The organism is Myroides gitamensis (genome assembly GCF_029894455.1).
Lineage (GTDB): Bacteria > Bacteroidota > Bacteroidia > Flavobacteriales > Flavobacteriaceae > Flavobacterium > Flavobacterium odoratum.
Map to the genome: position 1 here is coordinate 2,731,932 of NZ_JARYHN010000001.1, position 25,099 is coordinate 2,757,030.

A 25,099-nucleotide genomic window follows, 5' to 3' on the forward strand; every position below is an offset into this window, starting at 1 on the left:
TTTCTTTTATTTGTTCACTTCGAAACATTATCCAACAATGTTGATAATTTTTCCAGGTACTACGATCAATTTTTTAGGCTCGCGTCCTTGTAATTGCGCTTGTGTTCTTTCGTCAGCTAAAATTATTTGCTCAATTTCTGCCACACTTAAATCCAATGGCAATTCAATTTTAAAACGCATTTTCCCATTAAAAGAAACAGGATACTCTTTTGCATCTTCTACCAAATATTCTGCTTTAAATTCCGGGAATGCTTGATCCGCGATAGTCTCCGTATGCCCTAACATACTCCAAAGTTCTTCAGCAATATGCGGTGCATAAGGAGCAACCAAAACAGCCAATGGCTCTAAAATAGCTCGGTGGTGACATTTTTGTTGTCCCAACTCATTGACACAAATCATAAACTGAGAAACAGAAGTATTGAATGAGAAAGCCTCGATATCTTCCTGTACTTTTTTAATGGTTTTATGTAGTGACTTGTACATCTCTTTCGTTGGTTCCTCATCCACAACGACAACAGCTGTATCATCCGCATACAGTCTCCACAATTTTTTCAAGAAACCAAAAACTCCAGAAATACCTGCTGTATTCCAAGGTTTAGCTTGCTCTAATGGTCCTAAGAACATTTCGTATAAACGCAACGTATCCGCACCATATTCTTGGCAAATATCATCTGGATTAACTACATTGTAGTATGACTTAGACATTTTCTCTACTTCATGTCCAACGATATATTTTCCATTTGCGTTGCAAATAAATTCTGCGGTAGCATAATCAGGTCTCCACGCTTTAAATCCTTCCGTATCTAATTCGGATGAATTATTCACCAAACCAACATAAGCATATAACTGCTGTACTTTTTCATCCTTAATCATATCCTTAGAGATGAATGTATTTGTTCCTTCAATTCGGTAAACGAAAGCAGAAGTACCCAAAATCATCCCTTGGTTGATCAATTTAGCAAAAGGCTCTTCCGTTGGAGCTACGCCCATATCTTTTAAAAACTTATTCCAAAAACGGCTGTACAATAAATGCCCTGTTGCGTGTTCGCTTCCTCCTATATATAGGTCAACATTTTGCCAGTAATTCAATGCTTCTTCCGATGCGATAAATTCTTCGTTTGTAGGATCCATATAACGCATCCAGTACCAAGAAGAACCTGCCCAACCTGGCATTGTATTTAATTCCAATGGGAAAATCGTTTGCTCGTCAATCAAGTCATTCGAAACTACCTTATTATTCACGGTATCCCAAGCCCATGTATGTGCATTCCCTAAAGGCGGTTGTCCATCCTCAGTTGGTAAATACTTTTCCACTTCTGGCAATAAGATTGGCAAATACGCTTTGTCAATCATCTTAGGTAATCCATTCACATAAAACACAGGAAATGGTTCTCCCCAATAACGTTGACGTGAAAACACAGCATCACGTAAACGGTAATTTGTTTTTCCCTTTCCTTGACCTAATGCCTCAATAGCAGCAATTGCTTTAGCCGAAGCTTCTTTATAAGCTAATCCATTCAAGAAATCAGAGTTTTCTAAAACGAAACCTTCTTTTTCAGCAAATGCTTCTTCACTGATATCTTGATTGAAAATATTTTTAATTGCAATTCCAAAGTGTTTTGCAAAAGCATAATCACGTGTGTCTCCAGCAGGAACAGCCATAACAGCTCCTGTTCCATATCCCGCTAATACATAATCCCCAATCCAAATTTCAATTGGTTCTTTCGTAAAAGGATGTTCTGCATAAGCCCCAGTAAAAACACCTGAGATTTTCTTCACATCTGCCATACGATCGCGCTCACTTCTTTTCGACGTTGCTTCGATATACGCTTCTACTTCTGCTTTTTGCTCTGCTATTGTGATTTTTCTTACTAAATCATGCTCTGGCGCTAAAGTCATAAAACTCACCCCAAAGATTGTATCTGGACGTGTTGTAAACACTTCAATGGTATCTGTAGATTCTTTTAAATTAAAAATTACAGAAGCACCTACTGATTTACCAATCCAGTTGCGTTGACTTTCCTTTAAACTTTCTGTCCAGTCAATTGTATTTAATCCTTCTAACAAACGTTCTGCATACGCAGAAATACGCATACTCCATTGCTTCATCTTTTTGCGAATCACCGGATGACCACCACGTTCTGATAAACCATCTTTAATTTCGTCATTCGCCAATACAGTCCCCAAAGCTGGACACCAGTTCACTTCTGTTTCTGCTAAATAAGTTAAACGGTATTGCAACAACACTTGTTCTTTTTCTTCTACTGAAAAAGCGTTCCATTGTGCTGCGGTAAAGATTTCAATCGACTCATCGCAAACCGCTTGTACCGTTGCATTTCCTTCTTGCTCAAATAACGCTACTAAAGTCGAGATTGCTTCCGCTTTATCTGACACCTTATTATACCATGCATTGAACAATTGGATAAAAATCCATTGAGTATGTTTATAGTAATCCGCATTGGAAGTGCGAATTTCACGAGACCAATCAAAAGAAAATCCGATTTGATCTAATTGCTCTCTATAACGTGTAATATTTACTTCTGTAGTAATAGCTGGATGCTGTCCTGTTTGAATCGCATATTGTTCAGCAGGTAATCCAAAGCTATCATATCCTTGAGGATGTAGCACATTAAAACCTTTGTGTCTTTTGTAACGCGCAAAAATATCTGATGCGATATACCCCAGTGGGTGTCCCACGTGCAGTCCTGCTCCTGATGGATAAGGAAACATATCTAGTACATAATACTTCGGTTTATCAGATGTATTTGAGGTTTTAAAAGTTTCATTCTCTTTCCAAAACTTTTGCCATTTCGCTTCAATTTCGCTTGGATTGTATTTCATAGTAAAAATATCATTTATTACACCTGTTCTTTCTCGATGACTTCGAAAAAAAACGCCAACTTGTCGCAAAAATAAACTATATTTATAACAATTAGAAAAGTTTAATCGTAATTGTGTTTTAAAAACACTTTTGTTTTTTAATTTTACAGCTTTAAAAATTGCATTATGACGTCTACTTATGAAAAATACCAAAAGCGAAAATTAATTTCGTCTTATTTTTCTGTAATACTGAGTATTTTCTTGGTTCTATCTTTATTAGGGGCCTTGAGTTTATTTGTGATTAACTCCAAAAGGATATCGAATAATTTCCGAGAAAATATTCCCATGACTATTTTCTTTAACGATAAGGCTTCTCAATCAGAATTTGATGCATTTTCTAAGAAATTAGGTGAAGCTCCGTATATCAAGAGTTTCGACTTCATCTCTAAAGAAGCTGCAGCAGAAAGTCAAAAAGAAGATTTAGGCGAGAATTTCTTAGAATTCTTGGGTTACAACCCGCTTCAAAACTCGTATGACATCTATATCCAAGGAGATTATGTCGTAACGGATAGTTTAGCTACTATAGAAAAGGATTTTCTGAAGACGCCAAATATTGAAGAAATTCTCTATGACAAACAATTAGTTGAATTAGTCAATCACAACATTACACGCATCACCAATTGGGTACTGATTATTGCAGCTATCTTAACGGTTGTTTCTATGTTATTAATCAACAGCTCTTTGCGTTTATTAATTTTCTCAAGCCGCTTTACTATTAAAACCATGCAAATGGTTGGAGCAACTAAAAACTTTATTCGCCGTCCATTTATTTGGCACAGCCTGCGCTTAGGACTTATCGGATCGATACTAGCTGTTCTTGCTTTAGTTGGCTTAACCTTCTACCTAGATAAGAAATTCCCAGATCTTGAACTTAATCCTATGGTCAATTATATGCCATTGGTTATTGTTGGAATGGGTATCATCCTAACGGGGATTATTATTACAACCATTAGTACATACTTCGCTACACAGCGATTCTTGAATCTTAAATCAGACGAACTATACTAGATATGAAAAAAGATAACAACCCTTCAGGCTTTTTGTTTTCTAAACAAAATTACACCTTACTCCTTGTAAGTTTTGCGGTTATAGCCTTGAGTTTTATCCTTATGGGTGGAGCTTCTAATGATGATCCTACACAATTTAATGAGGCCATCTATAGTTTTAGAAGAATTCACTTGGCACCAGCTGTGTTTTTTATTGGTATTGGTGTAGCCATTTATTCTATTTTTAAAAAAGATAAAAAACAATCATAACAAACTAATTTTATGGATTTAATACAAGCCATCCTTCTAGCTATTGTAGAAGGACTCACTGAATATTTACCTGTTTCATCTACCGCTCATATGATCTTTTTGAGCTCGTATTACGGGATTCAGGAAGATGATTTCGTCAAACTCTTTCAAACTGCTATTCAATTCGGAGCTATCTTAGCTGTAGTTGTTCTTTACTGGCGTAAATTCTTTGATTTCAGTCGTATTTCATTCTATAAAAAATTAGTTTTTGCTGTTATTCCAGCCCTTGTTTTAGGGAAGTTATTGGACGATAAAATCGATGCTGTTTTAGGAGAAACCATCTACATTGCTATTATGCTAATTGTCGGAGGATTTGTTCTAATTTTCATTGATAAATACTTCAAAAATCCAAAAACAGTACGCGAAGAAGATATTACCATTAAGCAAGCGGTAACGATTGGTTTTTGGCAATGTTTAGCGATGATGCCTGGAACAAGTCGCTCTGCAGCCTCAATTATTGGAGGAATGCAACAAGGACTTTCTCGTCAGGTAGCAGCTGAATTTTCATTCTTTTTAGCGGTACCTACTATGGCAGCTGTAACGGTTTATTCAATCGTATTCAAAAAATACGAATCTGGAAAAATGGGATATGAATTGCTTTTTGACAATACAGACAACTTAAAATTATTCCTTTTAGGCAATGTTCTAGCGTTTATCGTTTCTATTTTTGCCATCAAATTTTTCATTGGAATTATCAAAAAATACGGATTTAAACCTTGGGGATATTACCGCATCATTGCGGGTGTCCTTTTATTGATTTACTTCGGATACTTAAAAAACTAAACATGCAATTTTCAGCTGAAGCTTTTCAGGAAGGTCAAGTCTTATTGATTGACAAGCCTTTACATTGGTCTTCTTTCCAAGCCGTAAACAAAATTAAATGGCTTTTAAAGAAAGAATACGGTCTTAAAAAAATCAAAGTTAGGACACGCAGGAACGCTAGATCCTTTAGCTACTGGGTTATTACTGATTTGTACAGGAAAAGCAACTAAAACAATTACCGATTTACAAGGTCAGGAAAAAGAATACACGGGTACTTTTTGTTTGGGAGTTACAACACCTTCCTATGATCTTGAAACGGAGATTAATCAAACCTTCCCTATCGATCATATCACGCCCGAAATGATAGAGCAAATAAGAGCAAGTTTCTTAGGGACAACGGAACAACGTCCTCCTATCTTTTCTGCATTAAAAAAAGACGGAAAAAGACTATATGAACACGCTCGAAAAGGAGAAGAAGTAGAAATAAGCACACGTCCTATTACTATTTCTGACTTTGAATTAACACGTGTTGCACTACCTGAAATTGATTTCAGAGTTGCTTGTTCTAAAGGAACGTATATTCGTTCACTTGCTTTTGATTTTGGAGAAAAACTAAATAGCGGAGGCCATTTAAGTGCTTTACGTCGAACTAAAATTGGCGATTACGATGTAGCGAATGCCTTGAGTATAGAAGCATTCGAGAAAATGGTAACAGTTGACGGTTAACAATTGACTATTAAACTGTACACTGTAAACTAAAATACAAAAGGCTACCCTAAAAGGTAGCCTTTCTCACTCATCGTATTAAAGCAATTATTCATTTAAAATTACCTCCTCAAGCTTTGGTAGCTCTTCTGGTGTAAACATACGATAATGTATCTGGAAGGTTTTCTGTTTGGGCGTTTCTAAAGAGAAACCACCGGCTCCAAAACCATCTGTTACGTCTAATGTGAAATGAGCGTGTTTCCAATACTCGAATAAATCGCGATCTACCCAAAAATCAAAACCACACACCTCTCCAATTTTGACATCTCTTCGTCTTAAGTAATACCCTCCCTTCACAAAACACATCGGTTGTGTACCTTCACAACAGCCTCCAGCCTGATAGAACATCAAATCTCCGTGTTCGGCTTGTAGTTCTTGTATCAAGGCCTTTGCTTTTTCTGTTACATCAATTCGGCTAACTTTCGACATCTTATTTTCTTTTTAAAAGAATCCTAATTTGTTTTTATTGTACGAAATCAACATGTTTTTTGTTTGGCGATAATGGCCTAACATCATTTTGTGATTTTCACGTCCAATACCCGATTGCTTATATCCTCCAAACGGAGCTCCTGCAGGGTAATTATGGTAATTGTTCACCCAAACACGTCCTGCTTTAATTGCTCTTGGAATTTGGTATAATTGGTGCGCATCACGCGTCCATACTCCTGCTCCTAATCCATACAATGTATCATTGGCAATTTCAATTGCCTCTTTTTCATCTTTGAAGGTCGTTACAGCTAATACAGGTCCGAAAATTTCCTCTTGGAAAATACGCATCTTATTGTGTCCTTTAAATAAAGTTGGTTGGATATAATATCCTGTTTCTAGATCCCCTCCTAAATGGTTCACTTCTCCTCCAACTAATACTTCAGCACCTTCTTCTTTACCCAGTTTTAGGTACGAATTAATCTTGTCGTATTGAATTTTAGATGCTTGTGCACCCATCATGGTTGTTGGATCTAATGGATTTCCAACCTTAATTGCTTTTACGCGCTCAATAACACGTGCAATAAATTTATCGTAAATGCTTTCTTGAATCAACAAACGAGACGGACAAGTACAAATTTCACCTTGGTTAAAGGCGAATAATACTGCACCTTCAATAGCTTTGTCTAGGTATTCATCGTCGTGATCCATAATCGATTCAAAGAATACGTTTGGCGACTTCCCTCCTAACTCTAAAGTAACGGGAATAATATTTTCTGTTGCGTATTGCATCACTAAGCGCCCTGTTGCTGTAGAACCTGTAAATGCCGCTTTGCTAATTTTAGGATTGGTTACTAGTTTCTGTCCTAATTCAGAACCAAATCCATTGACAATATTGATTACCCCTACTGGAACTAAATCTCCAATCAATTCCATCAATACCATGATCGAAATTGGCGTGCTTTCTGCTGGTTTCAGTACCACACAGTTTCCAGCTGCTAATGCTGGGGCTAATTTCCAAACCGCCATTAGAATCGGGAAGTTCCAAGGAATAATTTGAGCTACCACACCAAGTGGTTCATGTACAATCATAGAAACTGTATGCTCATCAAGTTCTACTACCGAACCTTCTTCTGCGCGAATCACACCTGCAAAATAACGGAAATGGTCAATAGCCAATGGAATATCGGCATTCAGCGTTTCGCGAATAGCTTTTCCATTGTCTATGGTTTCCACTTGAGCGATATAATCTAAATTTTGCTCCATTCGATCCGCAATGCGATTCAAAATATTACTGCGTTCTGTTGCTGATGTACGGCTCCATGTTTCAAACGCTTTATCTGCCGCATCAATGGCTAAAATTAAATCATCTTCTGTTGAATGAGCTGCTTTGGCGAATGGTTTTCCCGTAATAGGCGTAATCGAATCAAAGTAGTTTCCTTTTACTGGTTCAACGAATTTTCCGTTGATATAATTGCCGTATTTTTCTTTAAACTTGGGGAATTGCATGTTGTTTGACATAAATAATTCTGTTTTTTTATGGTTAATCTTCCTAAGATACAATTAATTACAGTTCAGAACAATCCCAAGCAATGGATTATATAAAATTTAACACAAGCGTAAAAGCAAGCTTTTCAACCAATCAGATAAAGGATTGATTTCTTTCCTTGTTTATCTAAGGAGAAATTTTACTTTTGTCCAAACACGAAAAGATTATGAAAAAAATACTAGCGCTTATTGTTTTACTATCCACGATAAGCTATGCTCAGCAGACAACGTTTAAAGAAGGAGATTTGATTTTTCAAAACCTAAAATGTGGTCCACTTTGTGACGCAATTAATGAAGTGACCTATGGATATGAAGGGTTAAACTTCAATCACATGGGAATGGTTATTGAACACGATGGCAGCTTACAAGTAATAGAAGCTACTTCGCCAGAAGTATGTATCACTCCGCTAGATCAGTTTTTAAACAAGACTACAGAGCCTATGTATTTAGGACGAGTACTTGCAAAATATGAGAAATTACTTCCGAAAGCGAAGGCCTTTGCTTTGGAACAAGTTGGCGTTCCTTATGACGATAATTATTTATATGCCAATGGTAAATACTACTGTTCAGAGCTTATTTACGATGCTTTTAAATCAGCCAATAAAAACAAGGAGTTTTTTAGAATGCACCCCATGACCTATCGCTCAAAATACACAGGAGAATTTTTTCCTGTTTGGGTACAATACTTTGAAAAATTAGATCAAACCATCCCTGAAGGAGCTATAGGATGTAATCCAGCAGGCATGTCTTGGTCAAAAAACATCACTATTGTAGGCCCTATCGTACAATAGTGATATTATAGATTTAGTTATCAATTGAGGTCATCAATGCTGCAACTTCTTGTTGTACTTGTTGACCTTTATTTTTTGTATACCACTTATTCAACAAGATGATTCCATCTTCATCAAATTTCCCGTGTGCTGTTTTGTAATCATTTACTAATTGAACTGCATCAGCAGGACGTGGTCCCCAATCACCTAGAACTTCCAACGTTTCTTTGTCTACGATTAACAATTTTGGAATTGCTCGTCCCCCATTGGTTAAGTACTGATCCATCAACTCCAAGTTTTGGTCGCGAAAAACAATACGCAACTCCACCTTTCCAGTAAGTTCAGCCATTTTATTTAGCATGGGTACAGACTGAGCCGCATCACCACACCAGCTTTCAGAAATTACCAGCCAAATGTACTCTTTCCCTAAGTTTTCCATTACTAAAGCAACTTCAGGCTCCACACGCAACGTTTTGTCTAAGCGATGTAAGCGCGCTTCATTCAATTCAGCATATGGTAAATAATCAGCTGAAAGATTTAATTTTTCTGGGTTATTTTGCAGAGCCTCCGTCACATACGAACGGAACGCTGCATACGAAAAGCTATTATTCAATTCTTTTATCTCGACTTTGTTCATTTTTGTTTAATTTTATTAGTTTGAATTCAAAGTTAAACTTTTAAACACTAATCTATCAATACTTTATTTATGAAAACCCCAAAAATAGGTTTGGCTTTATCTGGAGGTGGCTATAAAGGGATAGCTCATGCCGGTGTTCTTTCCTTTTTACTTGAGCAAGACATCAAACCTAAAATCCTCGCTGGAACAAGTGCTGGATCCATTGTTTCTTGTTTATACGCAATGGGATTGACTCCACATGAGATCTTGGATTTTTTTAAATCTGTCAATGTTTTAAACTGGCATTTTTTTACGTTTAAAAAAGCAGGGCTAATTGATTCAAATGCATTTGAGAAATATCTATTCTCTATTTTTGAGAATAGAACCCTGGATGACTTGCCGATTCCAGTCCTGATTAACTCCACCGATATTGCAAAAGGGGAAGTACACGTTTTTGATCCTAGTACGCGTGTAATTGATGCGATTTTAGCTTCTAGTGCTTTTCCCGCTATTTTTTCACCGCACAGTATCAACGAGCAATTATATAGCGATGGAGGGATTCTCAACAATTTCGCTACAGATTTAATTCGAGAGGATTGTGATGTTCTCATTGGGAGTAATGTTTGCCCTATTGAGCAATTAGACAAGAAAAATCTAACCTCCCTTCGATCCGTGGCTATACGAGCCTATGATTTAATGGCGGCTAATCACAACCGTTCCCAATCGATTTTATGTGATTGGTTAATTGAATCGCACCACATCACTCAATATTCAACTTTTGAGCGAAATAAGCAACGAATGGATGAAATTTTTGACTTGGGATATCAAGCAGCTAGCAGAACGTTTAAAAATCATCAGGATAAATTCGCAAAAGCTATTTTATAGTAGTATATAATCTTTATATTTGCAAAACTTTAAAAATATCATATCCATGAAATACAAAAGAATTCTACTTAAATTAAGTGGAGAAGCTTTAATGGGAGAGAATCAATATGGAATTGACCCTAAGAGATTAGCTGAGTACGCAGCTGAAGTAAAAAAAGTACATGATCTAGGTGTTGAAATAGCGATTGTTATTGGTGGTGGAAATATTTTTAGAGGAGTAGCAGGAGCAAGTGTAGGTATGGATCGCGTTCAAGGAGACTATATGGGAATGCTTGCAACGATTATCAACGGAATGGCACTTCAAGGTGCTTTAGAAGATGCCGGAATGCTAACTCGTTTACAGACAGCCTTGAAAATCGAAGCTGTTGCTGAGCCTTATATCAAAAGAAGAGCTGTTCGTCACTTGGAAAAAAGTAGAATTGTAATTTTTGGAGCAGGAACAGGAAACCCTTATTTCACTACAGATACAGCTGCAGTATTAAGAGGGGTTGAAATCAACGCTGATGTAATTTTAAAAGGAACACGTGTTGATGGCGTGTACAATGCAGATCCTGAAAAAGATCCTACTGCCGTTAAATTTGAGCAAATCACATTTAGCGACGTGTTAACAAAAGGATTGAATGTAATGGATACTACAGCATTTACCTTGAGTAGAGAAAACGAGTTACCGATTGTGGTATTCGATATGAATAAAGAAAACAATTTACTAAAAGTTTGCCAAGGAGATGATTCAGTAGGAACTACTGTTTCCGTAAACATTAATTAATAAACGTTATGACAGAAGAAATAGATTTAATTATTGCAAGTGCAAAAGAGGCAATGGACAGTTCTATTGCTCACTTAGAAAAATCTTTATTAAATATTCGCGCTGGAAAAGCATCACCTCAAATGTTAGGTGCCGTTTTTGTAGACTATTACGGTTCACAAACTCCGCTATCACAAGTAGCAAGTGTAAACGTTCCAGATGCTCGTACATTAACGGTTACCCCTTGGGAAAAAAGCATGTTACAACCAATCGAAAAAGCAATTATGATTGCTAATTTAGGGTTGAATCCAATGAATAATGGAGATAATATCATCATCAATATCCCTGCTTTAACAGAAGAAAGACGTAAAGACTTGGTAAAACAAGCCAAAGCAGAAACAGAAGAAGCAAAAATTGGTATTCGAAATGCACGTAAAGATGCAAACAACGATATCAAGAAAGAAGAAAAAAACGGAGTTTCTGAAGATGTTTGTAAAGATGCTGAAGAGCAAGTACAAAAATTGACCGATGCTTTTGTAAAGAAGATTGACGATATCTTAGTGAGAAAAGAAGAAGAAATTCTAAAAGTATAAGGAAAGCCCGCTGATGCGGGCTTTTTTATTGCTACATATTTCAACGTTTTTAAGGCAATTTGTTTCTTTTACAAATCAACCTTCCGATGCAACGGCTCTAAAAGCGTTATTTCACACCGAATGTTTGATTAATAACCTGATTGTTTACACCAATATCTATTGTTTTTTTAGTACATTTGTTCGTATTTCAATTCCAAGAATTGATCTACCAGGTAACAAAAATATAATCAAAAATGAAACACACCAAAATTATCGATCTACTTACCGGGAAGGCACTTTTGCACGAAGTAAAAGCAAAAGGTTGGGTAAAGACATTTAGAAACAACCAATTTATTGCTTTAAATGACGGATCGACAATCAATAACATCCAATGTGTTGTTGACTTAGATAAGTTTCCTGCTGAATTATTAAAAAAGATTCACACAGGAGCAGCTATTTCTGTAAGAGGTACCCTAATTGAAAGTAGAGGAGCTGGACAAAATGTAGAAATCCAAGTTGAAAACTTAAAAGTTTATGGTGAATCCAATCCAGAAGAGTATCCAATTCAACCGAAAAAACACTCGTTAGAGTTTTTACGTGAAAATGCTCACTTACGAATTAGAACAAACATTTTTGGTGCTATTATGCGCGTAAGAAGTACACTTTCTTATGCTGTACATAAATATTTCCAAGACAATGGTTTCTTTTATTTCAATGCACCAATCATCACAGGATCTGATGCTGAAGGAGCTGGAGAAATGTTTAAAGTAACCAATTTCAATTTAAATAAACTTCCACGTACTGAAGAAGGAGCGGTTGATTTCTCTGAAGATTTCTTTGGAAAAGCAACAAACCTAACTGTATCTGGACAATTAGAAGCGGAAACGTATGCTATGGCATTGGGATCAGTATATACATTTGGCCCAACTTTCCGTGCAGAAAATTCAAATACATCTCGTCACTTAGCTGAATTCTGGATGATCGAACCTGAGGTTGCTTTCAACAAATTAGCAGACAACATGGATTTAGCAGAGGATTTCATTAAATATGTAATCAACTATACGCTAGAAAAATGTCAAGATGATTTGGCTTTCTTAGAGAAGAGATTACAAGAAGAAGAAAAAAATAAACCGCAAGCGGAACGCAGTGAAATGGCTTTACTTGAGAAACTTCGTTTTATCACAGAAAACAATTTCAAACGCGTAAGCTATACAGAGGCTATTGATATTTTAAAAGCTTCTAAGCCTAATAAAAACAAGAAATTCAACTATATCATTGAAGAATGGGGTGCTGATTTACAAAGTGAGCACGAGCGTTATTTAGTTGAGAAACACTTCAAATGCCCTGTAATCTTATTTGATTACCCAGCAGATATCAAAGCCTTCTATATGCGTATGAACGAGGATGGAAAAACAGTTCGCGCTATGGATATCTTATTTCCTGGAATTGGAGAGATTGTAGGTGGTTCTGAAAGAGAAGAGCGCTATGACGTTTTATTAGACAAAATCGAGTCAATGGGAATTGACAAAGAAGAGCTTTGGTGGTATTTAGATACCCGTAAGTTTGGTACAGCTCCACACAGTGGATTTGGTCTTGGGTTTGAGCGTTTAGTACTATTCGTTACAGGTATGACGAACATTAGAGACGTTATTCCTTTCCCTAGAACTCCGCAAAATGCAGCGTTTTAATTATTCATAGAAAGAAACCTATCAAATGTTTACTTTTATCGTATTTTTTCTTTAATTTAGAGGGAATACCGATTAAAAGTAAACATTTTTATTTCGTTAATTTTATTTAGCATGCTAAAACAAAGTTTACAGCTTAAATTATCTCAAAAATTATCTCCTCAGCAAATCCAGTTGATGAAGCTGATTCAATTGCCTACTTTAGCCTTTGAACAAAGGTTGAAAGAAGAACTAATTGAAAATCCTGCCTTGGAAACTGGGAAAGAAGAAACAGGGGATGACTTCGATAGTTTAGACAATGATTTTGACGACTTTGACAATGAACGCATTGACACAGAGGACATCAATATTGATGACTACCTCAGCGATGATGAAATTCCTGATTACAAATTACAGGCGAATAATTATAGTTCTGATGATGATGATTATGAAGCACCAATAATTGCTACAGAATCCTTTCATCAAAATCTAATCAATCAACTCAATACCTTCATCCTTTCTGACCACGATAGAGCCATTGCGGAATTCTTAGTGGGTAGTATTGATGAAATGGGGTATATCCGTCGTGATGTACAAGACATCGTGGATGACTTGGCCTTTACTCAAGGGATTTACACCGATTTAGAAACGGTGGAAAACATCTTGAGCATTGTTCATGAACTTGAGCCAATTGGCGTAGGTGCACGTGATCTACAAGAGTGTTTATTGTTGCAATTGAAACACAAAACACCCACAGATGCTATTACAATAGCCAAAGACATCATTGAGAATCAATTCGATGCCTTTACTAAAAAACATTATGACAAGCTATTAACGCGTTATAATATTACTAAAGATCAATTGCGTAAAGCCATTGATGAAATTGAAAAACTCAATCCGAAACCAGGAGGAGCTTACACGGGATCTAATCGCTTTATTGAGCAAGTGATTCCCGATTTTACCATCAAAATTGTCGATGGTGAAATCGAATTATCCTTAAACAATAGAAATGCACCTGAGCTCCACGTCTCTCGCGATTACCAAGAGATGTTACAGACCTATAAAGATTCTACGCAAGCTAGTGCTTCTCAAAAAGATGCAGTTCAATTCATCAAACAAAAGTTAGATGGAGCAAAGTGGTTCATTGACGCCATCAAACAACGTCATGAAACGCTTTATGTTACCATGAGTGCTATTATACACTATCAACAAGAATATTTTTTAACGGGAGACGAGACCAAACTTAAGCCAATGATTCTGAAAGACATTGCCGATTTAGTTGGGTTAGATATCTCTACGATTTCACGTGTTGCTAATAGTAAATATGTTGAAACTCCTTATGGAACTAAATTGATCAAGAATTTCTTTTCAGAAGCAATGATGAATGATCAAGGAGAAGAAGTATCTACGATTGAAATCAAGAAGATTCTAGAAAATATCATCATGGAGGAGGATAAAAAGAAACCGTATCCCGATGATAAAATTGCGGAATTATTGAAAGAAAAAGGATATCCTATTGCTCGAAGAACTATTGCAAAATACAGAGAACAATTGGACATTCCAGTCGCTCGAATGAGAAAGAAAATTTAATTAGAAATACAAACCATTCACTAACCTAGCGGTAGGCCATCATGAAAAAATTAGCTCAACTTGTTTCCTATCTTTTTCATCCTATTTTGGTTCCTTTACAAACTGTTGGGTTGTACTTTCTTATTCAGTACTATTATTTTACGCCTTTAGAACTGTCTATTATTCTCAGTCAAGTAGCCATTGTTACTTTTTTCATTCCCATTTCCATTTACTATTTGATGCGTTCCTTACGTATTCTTAAATCTAGTGTAATGGTCAATGAAACCAAAGAACGCATCTTTCCTTTTGCCATTAATATTTTACTGCTTTATACGCTTAAATCACTGGTTTTGTACAACAACAGTGCGTATGAACTGAAGATTTATTTTTGGGGCTTAATTGGATCGTATTCTCTCTTGTTACTTGGCGCATTTTTGAAACAAAAATTCAGTGTTCACACTACTTTATTAACTGCAGGATTAACGTTTCTCATCCTGTTGCTTATCCACCAAAAAACACCTGCTTTAATTCTAGTTATTGGCTGTATATTAATTACGGGGATAACCGCTAGTGCTCGTTTATTTTTACGTGCACATACCTCGTATGAAGTTATTCTAGGTGGGTTAATTGGAATTGTTCCTCAAATTTTGTGCTGGGTGCTTTTAACCAAATAAAAAAAGAGCCTTTTCAAGCTCTTTTACTTATAAAATATAAAATATCACGCCCACTTTAAACAAGCGCAATTTTTCTGAATCATCTTTGATTGGAGCCTCTTTATAAATGGGATTCAAACCGTAATAGGCATAGAAGTTCCATGTATTAAATCCAGCTCCCACATACATGCCCAACAACCATTTGTTGATATTATCATCTCCTCTAACCGTTGTGGAATAGGTATCGGTTGAAGTTTTAAGACGACTTCCCAAAACATAACTCGCTTTGAACCCTACATAAGTACGCCAAAATTTATGGCTTTCTGGAGTAGAAGTTCTCCATCGCAATTCGATAGGAAAATCTAACATATGCAACGAAAGACTATTTCTTTTATAATTTGGTAACGTAGTATAAGTCCCATCTTCTGCTAGTCCAAAGTTGTTGCGCCAAATTTTGATATGAAAATCCAAAACCTGGAGCAATAGCTATGGTACGACTTTTATTGATTGGAAAATCCCTCAAAAAACCAACATCCATCCCCACAGAAACCGAATTTCCTTTAAATCCAACAGGTTTACCTTGCATCAAGGTATGCGATATACCGAAGTAAAATTGATCTTCTCTATATTTATAGTCTAGAGCTACGCTATCCTTTTTATTGGTCAACTCATCAATTCCTCCTAGTTCTTGTGCAAAAGAAAAGGAAGATATAAAACAACATAAACCGAGTAAAAAGACATTCTTCATTGTACTAATTTATAAAATTAAAAGGAATAAACTAGCCCTACTCCTAGTGTTTGTTTGAATTGAATTTTTGGTCCTTCCATTACTTGTACACCATTGCGTTCAACTTTTGTTTTTACGTTGTCATCGTAAATCAAGTTAATTCCAACATTAGCACGTACAAAATCATTCACCTTCATATCGAGTTTTAAGTCCCACATCACATCAATATTACCAAATCGATCAATGTAATCACTATATAACGTCAATTTTGTATCAATAAATATATTCGTAAATACTTCTTTCTTCCATTCTGTACTCACCAACAAACCAACCTCCGCTTTAGAGCGTTTTCCGTGTTTCAGAATATTTCCATCAGCATCTTTGATCGCTTGATCCACACCAAAAGCTCCTTGATCTGCCAAGCGTTGATCATTAACAAACGTTGCTTTATAGGTCAAAGGTGAGATATAGTATTTAATTCCTGTTTTAGAATCCATATATTCCCCCCCGATCCCGACAAATAGATAAGCTGGAGCTAACCATCTTGAAACTGGATCATCCGTATTAGGATAATTAAATCCATCTGTAAACTGAGTTCTAAAGTTTAATTTAGAAACATAGTACCAATCGGATGCTACCGAAGATTTATAGCCAAAGGTTGAATTAAGTTCTAAAACATCATCTGTTTTGCGCAACTCTCGATCAGATTGTTTATTTACACCGTAGCGCACATTTAAAACATTATCCCAAATCAAACGCCCTTTAATATACTTTCTACTGAAATCTCCTTTTAGTAAGCCTGAAATCGAATTATCTCCCCCAGCACTCCAATTGACAAAAGCAATTTGATTGAAATCTAACCCTACTCTATTTTTTTTCTCCCAGTACCCTATAATTTCATTATTCACAGGAATAGCAGATAACTGAATTTGAGGGTTAAACTTTGTTTTGATTTGCGTGTATTTGGGCTTACTGCGTTCCACAAAAACCTCTGGTTTAAAGAAGCCTAAATCTTCTCTACTCCCGATATTCATATAGCTCATCAGCAAATCTTCTTCCGCATAATTTTGACGAGGTAAAAAGTTCATCAAGGGATTAAAAGGATTCTCTTGAACTTTTACCGTATCCTGAGCTACTTGTGTATTGGGTTGAGGATTGCCAGCAGGGGTTTGTCCCTCTTGAGCTAATGCACCAACACCAGATAAACTTAATACAGAAGAAAAAAAAGCAATCTTGCCTAACTTATTCAAAACTTTCACTAATTAATTTAACAATTGAATCTATGTCTATTCCACAAATTTCTTGTTGTTCTCTTACGGTTGCATGTTCGATGAATACATCGGGAACACCTAAATTTTCAACTGGAATCCCTGGATAATGTTGTGCTACAAATTGAGCAATCACACTTCCAAAACCTCCTTTTATTGCGCCATCTTCGATGGTTACAATACGTTCATGCGTTTGACAAATGTGGTGTAGTTCTTCCTCATTTAATGGTTTCACAAACATAAAATGATAATGCGACCAATCTTCAGTCTCGCATTTTTTAAAGGCTTCTATCACATTATTGCCAATAACTCCCGTAGAAATCATCGCAAATTTATTGCCTTTTCTTAAATTTTTAGTTATTGATACGTTAACTTTTTTGAATTCTTCTCGCCAATTGGATTCTTTTACCCCTTTTCCTCTAGGATAGCGAATTGCCCAAGGTGTATCAATTCCCAACTGAACCGTATATAATAAATTGCGCAATTCTATTTCATCTAAAGGCGCAGCAATCACCATATTGGGAATGCAGTTCAGGTACGCTAAATCAAAAACGCCTTGATGTGTTGCACCGTCCTCTCCTACTAATCCTGCGCGATCCAAGCAAAATACTACAGGAAGTTTTTGCAGTGCTACATCGTGAATCAACTGATCATAAGCGCGTTGTAGAAAAGTGGAGTAAATGGCACAATATGGGATTAATCCTTGCGTCGCCATTCCTGCGGCTAAAGTCACCGCGTGTTGCTCTGCAATTCCGACATCTAATGCCCGTTCAGGAAATGCTTCCATCATATACTTCATTGAACTTCCTGTAGGCATTGCGGGAGTAATCCCTACAATTAACGGGTTTTGTTCTGCTAGTTCTACTAATGTATGTCCGAAAACATCCTGATACTTTGCTGGGTATTCCTTTTCCTCTTTGCGAATCAGCTCTCCCGTTGCGCTATCAAATTTACCTGGAGCATGATATTTTACCTGATCTTCTTCTGCTTGTTTTAATCCTTTTCCCTTAGTCGTAATGACATGTAAGAACTTAGGTCCTTGATGTTGCTTTAACTTCGTTAATTCTTTAATCAACTGTTTCAAATCATGACCGTCTACAGGACCGCGATAATCAAAGTGCAAGGATTTAATCATGTTATTTCGCTTGTGATTGCGTCCTTCTTTCACTGCCGTTAAGTAATCTTTCAATGCTCCTACACTTGGATCAATTCCAATTGCATTATCATTTAAGATGACCAACATATTGGCATCACTCACGCCAGCGTGATTAAGACCTTCAAAAGCCATCCCCGCAGCAATAGAAGCATCTCCAATAACAGCAATATGCTGTTTATCGTATTCTCCTTTTAACTTTGAAGCAATGGCCATACCTAAAACAGCAGAAATAGAAGTCGATGAATGCCCTACGCCAAAAGCATCGTATATGCTTTCAAAGCGATTGGGAAATCCACTCACTCCATCTTTTTGTCGATTGGTATGAAAATCAGCTTGACGTCCAGTTAATAACTTATGTCCATATGCTTGATGTCCCACATCCCAAACCAATAAATCATTCGGTGTATCAAAAACATAATGCAAGGCAATTGTCAATTCAACAACCCCTAAACTCGCTCCTAGATGTCCTTCCTTCGTGGCTACAATATCAATGATAAATCGTCGAATTTCAGCAGCTAAATCTTCCAACTGAGGCAAACTCAATTGTCTAATGTCTGAAGGATCTTTGATTTTTTCTAATAACATACGACTATTTCTACTCTTTTATACAAAAGACAAAATTACAACTTTGTTTTTACTCAAACGCCAATCCAATTAAATAATACCACGCTTCCTATCGGAATTCCCAGTATATAAAATTGCTATGCACAACGCAGACGAATGGGCATTCGTCCCTAGTTGTAGTGATTTTTTAACATTATTTAAAAGGGAAAACCTTTTTCATTTAACTTTGCTTGAAATAAAAAGAGACCATGGATATTTTTACAGATGAATATTTTATGCGCATTGCTTTAAGTGAAGCTCAAATTGCCTTTGAAAAAGGAGAAATTCCCGTTGGAGCGATTGTTGTTTCTGATCAAAAGATCATTGCCAAATGCCATAATCTCACAGAATTACTTCACGATGTTACGGCTCATGCAGAATTGCAAGCAGTTTCTTCTGCAGCAAACTATTTAGACGCTAAATATCTGAAATCATGCACTTTATTTGTAACTTTAGAACCTTGTCAGATGTGTGCAGGCGCCTTATATTGGAGCCAAGTTTCACGCGTAGTCTGGGGAGCAAGTGATGAAAAAAGAGGATTTCAAACGATGGGCGGACAACTTCATCCTAAAACAAAAGTGACTGCTGGAATTTTAGCCGATGAATGTGCAGCACTTATGCGCTCATTTTTTGAGAAAAAAAGATAAAACGATAAAAAGCTATGAAGAACAGAATTGTATTAACCGTAGTGTGTCTACTTTTAGCCTTTCTACAGGCTTGTAAAAAAGACGCTACACAGGATTTTCCATTATCGGATCCCAAAGATTTTAGCGAATACATCAGCGCTTTTACCACAGGAATGATTTCCTCTAAATCGCCGATTGATATTGCCTTAACCAAAAACTGGGGCGAATGGCAAGATCAAGAGGAAGTTGATGCTAAATTTTTCACCATTTCACCTGCTGTGAAGGGAAAATTACACTATTTAGCTAATCAAACACTGCGTTTTGAACCTGCAGAACGACTGAAACAAGACCAGAAATATTACATTACTTTTCATTTAGGAAAGTTAACCAAAGTAGAAGAAGATCAACAAGCGTTTTCGTTTTTAGTGCATACGGTACCTCAACAGTTTACTACGGAATTTGCAGACTTACAATCAACAGACAAGGATACCTACATGCTCAATGGTGTGATTAAATCAAGTGATTGGATTAGCACAGAAACCATTAAAAAGATTGCAACAGCTCAACAAGGAAAACAAGCCCTTGAACTTTCTTTTCAAACCAATGATGCCCAAGAAGGAAAGGAATTTCCTTTTAGTATTCGTGGAATCAAACGTCAAAAAGAAAGCAGTGAATTGACCTTAACAATTGATGCAAAAGCGATTCAATTGGAACAAAAAGCAACGCAAACTTTTGATATTCCTGCAAAAGATGTCTTCCATGTACACCAAGTACTGACAACGGTTGGAGATAATCACGCTTTTGCTATTAACTTTTCCAATCCCATCAAAAAGAATCAAAACTTAGAGGGATTAGTTCGCTTACAAGGATTAGAAAGTTTACCTCTTACTTTTTTAGTGGAAGGTAACTTAATCAAAGTATACAGTGAAAAAACACTACCTGAAGAGGTAACCTTAGTGGTTCAAGAAGGAATCAGCGATAGTTATGGCAATAAATTAAGCAATAACTATACAGAAAACATCACGTTTGCTATTCCAAAACCAGAAGTGCAACTCTTGCAAAATGGAACAATCCTCCCTTCTTCAGAGAATTTGAAAATCAACTTTAAAGCGACCTCTTTAAAGGCAGTTGATGTGAAGGTTTACAAAGTATTCCAAAACAATATTTTACAATTCTTACAATCCAATAACCTTGATGGTTCGTATTCGTTATACACCGTTGCAGCACCTATTGCTAAAACAACAATTGAATTGACGAATCCTGATCCTAAAGCGCTATTGCGTTGGAATGCGTATGCCTTAGATTTATCGACCTTAATCAAACCTGATCCAGGCGCTATTTATCATGTGAAGTTTTCTTTCAAGAAAGCCTATGCGATCAACTGTGAAACAGATGGAGAGGAAGAAATTGAAGTGGAAGAAGAAGAGTTATCTCCTGAGGACGATGAATATGAATATTACTATCGTTACTATCCTTGGGAAGAAAAAGAAGACCCTTGTTCTGATGCTTACTATTACTATATGCAAATGCCTTCAACGAATGTATTAGCTAGTGATTTAGCACTTATTGTAAAAGGAGGAAATGACAATGTATATACTGCTGTTGTAACTAATATTTTAACGACAGCCCCTGTGAATGGAGCTACAGTTGAATTCTATAGTTATCAACAACAATTATTGGCTACGGCTAAAACAGATAATGAAGGAATTGCCAAAGTAAATTTAGGCAAGAACAAAGCTTATTTTGCTATTGCAAAACAAGACAACAATACGACGTACATTAAAATTGATCAAGCGAATGCGCTTTCTGTTAGTAATTACGACGTAGATGGTACAACCCTACAAAAGGGAATGAATGGTTATATGTATACGGAACGCGGCGTTTGGCGTCCTGGAGATTATATTCACATTGGTTTCATCTTAGATGATATCGCCAATCCTTTACCAGAAAATCACCCTATTAAATTGACGTTATCTGATCCGTTTGGAAAAGTAACAGAACAAATGGTTCAAAAGAAAAACGAAGCCAACCACTATGCCTTTAAAATCAAAACAGATGCCGAAGCCCCAACAGGAAACTGGGAAGCGGTGATTCAGGTAGGTGGAGCTAAGTTTTACAAACGCATCAAAGTAGAAACCATCAAACCCAATCGTTTGAAGATTAAAAATAATGCAGAAGGGAAAGTGATTACTTCTGATTATTACAACAAGCAAATTGATTACAACGTAGAATGGCTACAGGGAAGTACAGCTAAAAATTTAAGAGCAGAGGTACAAATCAAATTACTTCCTGAACAAACAACGTTTAAAACGTATCCAAACTATCGTTTCAACAATAGTTTGTCTTCTTATGCAACCGAAGACATCAATGTATTTTCTGGACGAACAAGTGAAAGTGGTGCTTTTTCTTTCGCTTTAAATCTGAAGAATACAGTAGAAAACTCAGCGATGTTAAAAGCAATTTTAACGACCAAAGTATATGAAAACGGTGGAGATGTATCTACTGATGTATCTACATTGACCTACTCTCCTTATGCTAGCTATGTAGGTATTAAAGCACCTGAGGCTAATAAATACGGGTATTACGAAACAGATAAACCGTTGGATTTTTCCATTGTAACGGTGGATAGTGAAGGAAAAGCATTAGGTCAAAATGTACGCGTAGATGTTTATAGAAAAAAAGGATACTGGTGGTGGAGTTCTAATGAGTATGGAGTATCAAATTACAATGCTTCAGAATATTATAGTTTATACAGCACAGATGAAATCAGTACTTCCTCAAAAGGAGGAACGAAATACGAATTAAAAATTCCCGAACAAGATTGGGGGAATTACGAAGTTGTATTAACCAATTTAAACAGTGGACATGTTGCTTCTCAACAAGTGTATGTAGACTGGCCGTATTGGTCAGCCAAAACCAAACACAGAGAAGGTAAAGATGCCATTGCACTCTCTATTGCAACAGATAAAAAAGAATATACTGTAGGCGAAAAAGTAAACCTATCCTTCCCGTCAAGTGAAGGAGGGCGAGCGTTAGTTTCTGTTGAAAGTGGCAGTAGTGTTTTATCTACACATTGGGTACAAACCAAACAAGGAGAAACGACGTTTGAGTTACCTACTACGGCTGCGATGGCACCAAATGCTTACATCAATATTACGTTGATTCAACCGCATGCTTACACCATCAATAATGCTCCTATTCGCTTGTATGGTATTGCACCAATTAGCGTATACAACAAAAAGACGAAGTTAGAACCTGAGATTATCATGCCTGACAAATTGCGTCCAGAAGAAAAATTCACCTTAAAAGTGAAAGAGAAAAATGGAAGCAAAATGACATATACAGTAGCTATCGTTGAAGATGGTTTATTAGATCTAACACGTTTCAAAACACCAACTCCTTGGCAAAATTTCTATAGTAAAGCAGCCTTAGGTGTTCGCACATGGGATGTTTTTGACTATATCATTGGAGCCTATGGAGGAACTATCAACCAAGTATTTAGCATTGGTGGAGATGAAGATTTAGGCGCAGGTCAGGTGAAGAAAGCCAATCGCTTTAAACCAGTTGTTATTTTCTCTGGTCCACATACCTTAGAAAAAGGGAAGACTGCTTCTCATGAAATTAAACTACCTAAATATATTGGGTCGGTTCGAACCATGATTGTGGCTTCAAATACAGAAAACAGAGCTTACGGAAATACAGATAAAACGGTAAAAGTGAATAATCCGTTGATGATTCTAGGTTCCTTACCACGCAGAGCTGTTCCAGGAGAAAAAATCACTCTACCTGTTACCGTATTCGCTATGGAGAACCACGTTAAAAACGTTCAGATTTCCGTAAAAACAGATGATAAATTCAAAATCAGTGGTTCTTCCTCTCAACAACTTACATTCAGTGAGCCTGATGAAAAAATCGCTTATTTTGAGCTAGAAGTAGCGAATAAAACAGGAATTTCTAAAATTGAAATTGAAGCAACTTCCGGAAAAGAAAAAGCAACTTATAGCATTGAATTGGATGTACTCAATCCAAATCCTGTAACGACACGTACAGAAATTGTAAGTATTGATCCTCAAAGTGAAGCAAACTTAGATTGGAATCCATTTGGTATTGCCGGAAGCAACAAAGCAACCTTAGAGCTTTCCGCTTTCCCGAATATCAATTTGACTTCGCGTTTGAATTACTTGATTACATTCCCACATGGATGTACAGAGCAAATCACTTCTGGTGTATTTCCTCAGCTATATCTTGGCGATTTAATCACGTTGGACGACAGCAAAAAACAAAGCATCCAGCGCAATGTAAACGAAGGAATCCAACGTTTAGCACAGCGTCAATTCTCTGATGGTGGATTTGCGTACTGGCCAGGTAATAGCTATGCGGATGATTGGGCAACGTCTTACGTTGGACATTTCTATCTTGAAGCAGAGAAGAAAGGATACGCGCTTCCGGTAAACAGTAAATCCAACTGGATTTCCTACCAACAAAAAATGGCTCGTCAATGGAAATCTAATACGCGCTATAATACCGATTTTGCACAAGCATATCGTTTATACACTTTAGCTTTAGCAGGGCAACCAGATATTGCTTCAATGAACCGACTAAGAGAAACACAAGGAATCTCTACGAATACCAAATTCCGTTTGGCTGCAGCCTATGCGTTAGCAGGGCAAAAAGAAGCTGCTCAAAAATTAATTGCAAACCTTTCTTTAGATGAAATTGCAGGTTATTCGTACTATGGTTCTTATGAAAGAAACTTAGCAATGGTTTTAGAAACCATGATGTACAGCAATGGCAATAAGATTAAAACGCATGAATACGCTATTGAACTAGCGAATAAATTGGGATCATCTCAATGGATGAGTACACAAACCACAGCGTATGCTTTAAATGCAATCGCTAGCTATGTGAATGTACACAAGCCAAGTGATGGAATTAATACGCTCTATACCTATAACGGACAAACAACAACCGTTAATACAACAAAAGCAATGGTTCACGCTGAATTGAAAAACATCAAATCAAGTAATAACCTAGCGGTTCAGAATAAGAGTAATGCTGTACTGTATGCCCGTTTAACATCGAGTGGTATTTTACCTGTTGGACAAGAACAAGCGGACCAGAGTAACTTAGCCATTAAAACGACATACCGCGCTACAAATGGCCTTGTGATTAACCCTGCGAGTTTACAACAAGGAACAGAGTTTATCTGTGATATTACCATTTCCAATACAAGTAACCGCAGTATTGAAAACGTAGCCTTAACGCATATTGTTCCTTCCGGATGGGAAATTGTCAATTTGCGTTATACAGATGCAGGAGGAACAGAAAATCAAGTGGATTACACCGATATTCGCGATGATCGTTCGCTGTTCTATTTTACATTAAATGCAAATAGTACCAAAACATTAAAAGTAACATTAAATGCATCGTATTTAGGAAACTACTACCTTCCGGGTGTACAAGCCAATGCCATGTATGACAATGCCTACCGCTGTCGAACAATAGGACAATGGGTAGAAGTAATCAAATAACGAAAAATTAAATCAAGATAAATACAGGGATAGCTATC

20 protein-coding genes and 1 pseudogene are annotated in these 25,099 nt (G+C 36.7%); 13 read left to right on the forward strand and 8 right to left on the reverse strand.

The genetic code is table 11. The features are described from left to right. Nucleotides 1–27: 27 nt before the first annotated feature. On the reverse strand, nucleotides 28–2,841 hold the full coding sequence (gene leuS, locus M2306_RS12065) for a leucine--tRNA ligase (protein ID WP_259187747.1): 2,814 nt from the start codon (nucleotides 2,839–2,841) through the stop codon (nucleotides 28–30). Nucleotides 2,842–3,006: 165 nt separating this feature from the next. On the opposite strand from leuS, the gene M2306_RS12070 reads away from it, so the two are divergent. From M2306_RS12070 to truB, 4 genes and pseudogenes are all read left to right on the forward strand, one after another. After that, nucleotides 3,007–3,888 carry a cell division protein FtsX gene (locus tag M2306_RS12070; RefSeq protein ID WP_115092442.1) on the forward strand — a complete coding sequence of 294 codons (882 nt, stop codon included), beginning with the start codon at nucleotides 3,007–3,009 and terminating at the stop codon, nucleotides 3,886–3,888. Between the two features lie 2 nt (nucleotides 3,889–3,890). Further along, complete coding sequence (locus M2306_RS12075) at nucleotides 3,891–4,136, forward strand: DUF3098 domain-containing protein (RefSeq protein WP_115092441.1); 246 nt, start codon at nucleotides 3,891–3,893, stop codon at nucleotides 4,134–4,136. 12 nt (nucleotides 4,137–4,148) lie between these two features. Beyond that, entirely contained in the window at nucleotides 4,149–4,958 is an 810-nt protein-coding gene (locus M2306_RS12080) for an undecaprenyl-diphosphate phosphatase (protein ID WP_002989843.1), read from the forward strand. A gap of 2 nt (nucleotides 4,959–4,960) precedes the next feature. Then, a pseudogene (gene truB, locus M2306_RS12085) lies at nucleotides 4,961–5,663 on the forward strand (tRNA pseudouridine(55) synthase TruB). 87 nt (nucleotides 5,664–5,750) lie between these two features. Here truB and M2306_RS12090 read toward each other — a convergent pair. After that, nucleotides 5,751–6,131, reverse strand: a complete 381-nt coding sequence (locus M2306_RS12090) for a DUF779 domain-containing protein (protein ID WP_259187745.1) — start codon at nucleotides 6,129–6,131, stop codon at nucleotides 5,751–5,753. Between the two features lie 12 nt (nucleotides 6,132–6,143). Continuing rightward, nucleotides 6,144–7,649: an aldehyde dehydrogenase family protein gene (locus tag M2306_RS12095; RefSeq protein WP_259187744.1), complete on the reverse strand. Its 1,506-nt coding sequence runs from the start codon at nucleotides 7,647–7,649 to the stop codon at nucleotides 6,144–6,146. A 194-nt stretch (nucleotides 7,650–7,843) separates the two neighbouring features. On the opposite strand from M2306_RS12095, the gene M2306_RS12100 reads away from it, so the two are divergent. After that, the gene (locus M2306_RS12100) at nucleotides 7,844–8,467 is read left to right on the forward strand and encodes a YiiX/YebB-like N1pC/P60 family cysteine hydrolase (protein ID WP_115092437.1); all 624 of its coding nucleotides are present in this window, start codon (nucleotides 7,844–7,846) and stop codon (nucleotides 8,465–8,467) included. Nucleotides 8,468–8,480: 13 nt separating this feature from the next. On the opposite strand, the gene M2306_RS12105 is transcribed toward M2306_RS12100, so the two are convergent. Then, entirely contained in the window at nucleotides 8,481–9,083 is a 603-nt protein-coding gene (locus M2306_RS12105; protein WP_115092436.1) for a thioredoxin family protein, read from the reverse strand. Nucleotides 9,084–9,152: 69 nt separating this feature from the next. Between M2306_RS12105 and M2306_RS12110 the strand changes: the two genes are divergently transcribed. From M2306_RS12110 to M2306_RS12135, 6 genes are all read left to right on the forward strand, one after another. Further along, entirely contained in the window at nucleotides 9,153–9,947 is a 795-nt protein-coding gene (locus M2306_RS12110) for a patatin-like phospholipase family protein (protein ID WP_259187743.1), read from the forward strand. A gap of 46 nt (nucleotides 9,948–9,993) precedes the next feature. Continuing rightward, a complete protein-coding gene (gene pyrH / locus M2306_RS12115; protein ID WP_259187742.1) occupies nucleotides 9,994–10,713 on the forward strand; it encodes a UMP kinase in 720 nt (239 codons plus the stop codon). A gap of 8 nt (nucleotides 10,714–10,721) precedes the next feature. Next, a complete protein-coding gene (frr, locus tag M2306_RS12120) occupies nucleotides 10,722–11,285 on the forward strand; it encodes a ribosome recycling factor (RefSeq protein WP_259187741.1) in 564 nt (187 codons plus the stop codon). Between the two features lie 233 nt (nucleotides 11,286–11,518). Next, on the forward strand, nucleotides 11,519–12,952 hold the full coding sequence (gene asnS, locus M2306_RS12125) for an asparagine--tRNA ligase (protein ID WP_115092433.1): 1,434 nt from the start codon (nucleotides 11,519–11,521) through the stop codon (nucleotides 12,950–12,952). A gap of 111 nt (nucleotides 12,953–13,063) precedes the next feature. Beyond that, nucleotides 13,064–14,518, forward strand: coding sequence for an RNA polymerase factor sigma-54 (gene rpoN, locus M2306_RS12130; protein WP_259187740.1), 1,455 nt, complete (start codon nucleotides 13,064–13,066; stop codon nucleotides 14,516–14,518). Between the two features lie 41 nt (nucleotides 14,519–14,559). After that, on the forward strand, nucleotides 14,560–15,171 hold the full coding sequence (locus M2306_RS12135; protein WP_259187739.1) for a phosphatase PAP2 family protein: 612 nt from the start codon (nucleotides 14,560–14,562) through the stop codon (nucleotides 15,169–15,171). 27 nt (nucleotides 15,172–15,198) lie between these two features. Here the strand turns inward: M2306_RS12135 and M2306_RS12140 are convergent, their stop codons facing one another. The 4 genes from M2306_RS12140 to M2306_RS12155 are packed head-to-tail and all read right to left on the reverse strand — an operon-like array spanning nucleotide 15,199 to nucleotide 18,886. Further along, nucleotides 15,199–15,633, reverse strand: coding sequence for an outer membrane beta-barrel protein (locus tag M2306_RS12140; RefSeq protein ID WP_498882864.1), 435 nt, complete (start codon nucleotides 15,631–15,633; stop codon nucleotides 15,199–15,201). After that, complete coding sequence (locus tag M2306_RS12145; RefSeq protein WP_498882865.1) at nucleotides 15,542–15,898, reverse strand: hypothetical protein; 357 nt, start codon at nucleotides 15,896–15,898, stop codon at nucleotides 15,542–15,544. The genes M2306_RS12140 and M2306_RS12145 overlap by 92 nt, the downstream gene beginning before the upstream one ends. A 17-nt stretch (nucleotides 15,899–15,915) precedes the next feature. Continuing rightward, nucleotides 15,916–17,127, reverse strand: coding sequence for a DUF3078 domain-containing protein (locus M2306_RS12150; protein WP_115092814.1), 1,212 nt, complete (start codon nucleotides 17,125–17,127; stop codon nucleotides 15,916–15,918). After that, entirely contained in the window at nucleotides 17,120–18,886 is a 1,767-nt protein-coding gene (locus tag M2306_RS12155; RefSeq protein ID WP_259187737.1) for a 1-deoxy-D-xylulose-5-phosphate synthase, read from the reverse strand. The genes M2306_RS12150 and M2306_RS12155 overlap by 8 nt, the downstream gene beginning before the upstream one ends. Before the next feature lie 227 nt (nucleotides 18,887–19,113). On the opposite strand from M2306_RS12155, the gene M2306_RS12160 reads away from it, so the two are divergent. Next, entirely contained in the window at nucleotides 19,114–19,551 is a 438-nt protein-coding gene (locus M2306_RS12160; protein ID WP_259187736.1) for a nucleoside deaminase, read from the forward strand. A gap of 14 nt (nucleotides 19,552–19,565) precedes the next feature. Beyond that, nucleotides 19,566–25,061 carry an alpha-2-macroglobulin family protein gene (locus tag M2306_RS12165; RefSeq protein WP_259187735.1) on the forward strand — a complete coding sequence of 1,832 codons (5,496 nt, stop codon included), beginning with the start codon at nucleotides 19,566–19,568 and terminating at the stop codon, nucleotides 25,059–25,061. The last annotated feature ends 38 nt before the right edge of the window (nucleotides 25,062–25,099 follow it).